The following is a 2,197-nucleotide window of genomic DNA, read 5'->3' as shown; positions in this document are numbered from 1 at the left end:
CCCTCCCAACACATGGGTGCGGGTGCTACCGCCGGGATCGATGGAAGGCAACACATGAACCACCTCGCGCTGTGCGCTTGGCGCCGGCGGCACATCGACCTGTGCCGCACCACTTCGTCCTGCTGTTGACGGTTCTCGCCGTCCGCTCACCAGGCAACAGCCCGGTGAGCGAAGAAGCGTGCGCAAAGTACCCTCAGCGCCGCCGTACTTCATTCTTTGTTCATGTGAAAGGCCGGTTCGATGTCTGTTTCCCCCTTACCCCAGGTGTGCGCCGTGGTGGCCGAGTCGAGTGGTGATGCGCCGTGACTGCGCCCGCTCCCGAAAAGCCGGTCGTGGCCGCCCGGGGTCGACGTGCAGACGGCCCGCACCACCACCTGCCTCGACACCAGCACGCCGGACAGCAGCTTCGTCATGGCTGTCAGCGAGCTGGTAGCAGACCTCGGCGCACAACATTGCGGGAGTTCAGGGCGGGAAAACGGGAGGCGTCGTAGCCGAACTCGAGGTCGTCTTCGTCGATCAGGGTGATCCGCTGGCCGCGCCGCTGCTCGCAGAGCTGGCAGTGGAGTACAGCTCCCGGTACGGGCGCACGCCGGAAGAGGTCCACGAAGACCTCAGCACCTACCCGGCCGAGGAACTCGCCGCACCGGCCGGCGGGCTGCTGGTGCTGGTTCACCATGGCGAACCCGTTGCGGGCGGGGCATTTCAGCGATACGACGAGAACACCGCGGAGCTGAAACGAACCGTTGTTCGACCGTGCGTTGCCTCCCGAGAGGATCGGGAAACATCCGTTCGAGAAGGCCCTGCGCACAGGCACCACCGAGTCCGGTGGCGGGACCGCAAAGGAGTACGAGTCCGTATGAAGTTTCTGTTGATGAGCCTCATCACGCACAGGCCCGACCCCGTGACGGGGGAGAAGATCAGCACGGAGGCCCGCTTGCGCGAGGTGGTCGATTCCGCGGTGCTGGCCGAGCAGTTGGGATACGACGGCTTCGCCGTGGGCGAGCGGCACGAGCATCCCTTCCTGTCCTCGTCGCCGCCGGTCGTGCTGAGTGCGATCGCCGCTCGCACCACCACGCTCCAATTGTGGACGGCGGTGACCACGCTGAGCCTGCTCGATCCGGTCCGTGCCTTCGAGGACTACTCGACGCTCGACAACCTCTCGGGTGGCCGACTCCAGTTGATCATCGGAAAGGGGAACGGCACCGCTCAGGCGGAGCTGTTCCACGTGACGCCCGAAGATCAATGGGACCGCAACCGTGAAGGGTACGAGCTGTTCCGGCAGCTGTGGGAGAGCGAGGACGTGACGTGGGAGCCTCGGTTCCGGCCGTCGCTCGATCATGTGGTAGCCCTGCCACGGCCGCTGCAGCCGCGGATCCGGATCTGGCACGGCAGCGCCACCAGCAAGGAATCCGTGGATCTCGCAGCCCGTTACGGAGATCCCGTCTTCTCGGCCAACGTGACCAACCCGATCGAACCGTACGCTGAGCTCATTCGCCATTACCGCGAACGGTGGACCCACTACGGACATGATCCGGCGGACGCGATCGTCGGAGCCGGTACCGCGGGCTTCTACGTGACACCGAATTCGCAGGACGCCGTCGAGGCGTGGCGGCCGATTCATGCCGCGCAACTCGAATTCCTGCGTGCCGCGGGGCTTCCCGTGGTGTTCGAGACGGTCGAGGACTTCATCGACCGAAGTTCCGCGCTGATCGGCAGCCCGCAACAGGTGATCGACAAGGTGCAGCGGTATCACGGGCAATTCGGGCACGAGGTGATCCACCTGAGCGCGGACCGGGCCGGGCTCACCGACAAACAGCACCTCCGCAGCCTCGAACTGTTCCAGGCAGCGGTGGCTCCGGTTCTGCGCGAGACCATTCCGAGCCGCCCACTCACGGCCGACACGGTAGGGGTACGGCCATGAGTCTTGTTCTGGGAATCGAACTCGACGGCGAGGGAACGCATCCCGCGGCGTGGCGACGGGCCGGGCACACCCCGGACCAGTTGCTGACCGGCGGCACTGTTGCGGCTCGGGTGGCTGCGGCCGAGAACGCAGGCTTCGCATTCGCCTCGTTCGACGACTCACTGCTTCCTCCCGAATCGGCGAGCGGACCGGTGGGCCGGATCGATGCCGTGAACAGGGCGGCGTTCGTTGCCGCGTCGACCAGCACGATCGGTCTGGTGCCGGTGGTGGGTACGT

The 2,197-nt window shown here is 65.9% G+C and carries 4 protein-coding genes and 1 pseudogene; 3 read left to right on the top strand and 2 right to left on the bottom strand.

The window, feature by feature from the left end; all coding sequences use genetic code 11:
* The first annotated feature begins 12 nt into the window (after window positions 1-12).
* Window positions 13-129, top strand: a complete 117-nt coding sequence (locus tag WAW17_RS23635; protein ID WP_422335335.1) for a putative leader peptide — start codon at window positions 13-15, stop codon at window positions 127-129.
* Between the two features lie 80 nt (window positions 130-209).
* Here WAW17_RS23635 and WAW17_RS23630 read toward each other — a convergent pair whose 3' ends face one another.
* Both WAW17_RS23630 and WAW17_RS23625 read right to left on the bottom strand, forming a co-directional pair.
* Complete coding sequence (locus tag WAW17_RS23630; protein ID WP_422335334.1) at window positions 210-413, bottom strand: hypothetical protein; 204 nt, start codon at window positions 411-413, stop codon at window positions 210-212.
* A gap of 5 nt (window positions 414-418) precedes the next feature.
* A complete protein-coding gene (locus WAW17_RS23625) occupies window positions 419-814 on the bottom strand; it encodes a hypothetical protein (protein WP_422335333.1) in 396 nt (131 codons plus the stop codon).
* Between the two features lie 42 nt (window positions 815-856).
* On the opposite strand from WAW17_RS23625, the gene WAW17_RS23620 reads away from it, so the two are divergent.
* Both WAW17_RS23620 and WAW17_RS23615 read left to right on the top strand, forming a co-directional pair.
* Window positions 857-1,921 (top strand): LLM class flavin-dependent oxidoreductase, encoded by a 1,065-nt coding sequence (locus WAW17_RS23620; RefSeq protein ID WP_422335332.1) that lies wholly within the window; start codon window positions 857-859, stop codon window positions 1,919-1,921.
* A pseudogene (locus tag WAW17_RS23615) lies at window positions 1,918-2,197 on the top strand (nitrilotriacetate monooxygenase); the annotation flags it as partial. The gene WAW17_RS23620 and the pseudogene WAW17_RS23615, both read left to right, overlap by 4 nt.

Source organism: Rhodococcus sp. (in: high G+C Gram-positive bacteria) (assembly GCF_049286785.1).
GTDB lineage: Bacteria > Actinomycetota > Actinomycetes > Mycobacteriales > Mycobacteriaceae > Rhodococcus_F.
The sequence above is the reverse complement of the archived record's forward strand: the minus strand, read 5'-3'. Positions and strand labels throughout refer to the sequence as shown.

What these genes read in the sequence shown, in the direction of transcription:
- WAW17_RS23630 (WP_422335334.1), bottom strand. Translation starts at nt 413, where the DNA reads ATGACGAAGCTGCTGTCCGGCGTGCTGGTGTCGAGGCAGGTGGTGGTG.
- WAW17_RS23635 (WP_422335335.1), top strand. Translation starts at nt 13, where the DNA reads ATGGGTGCGGGTGCTACCGCCGGGATCGATGGAAGGCAACACATGAAC.
- WAW17_RS23620 (WP_422335332.1), top strand. Translation starts at nt 857, where the DNA reads ATGAAGTTTCTGTTGATGAGCCTCATCACGCACAGGCCCGACCCCGTG.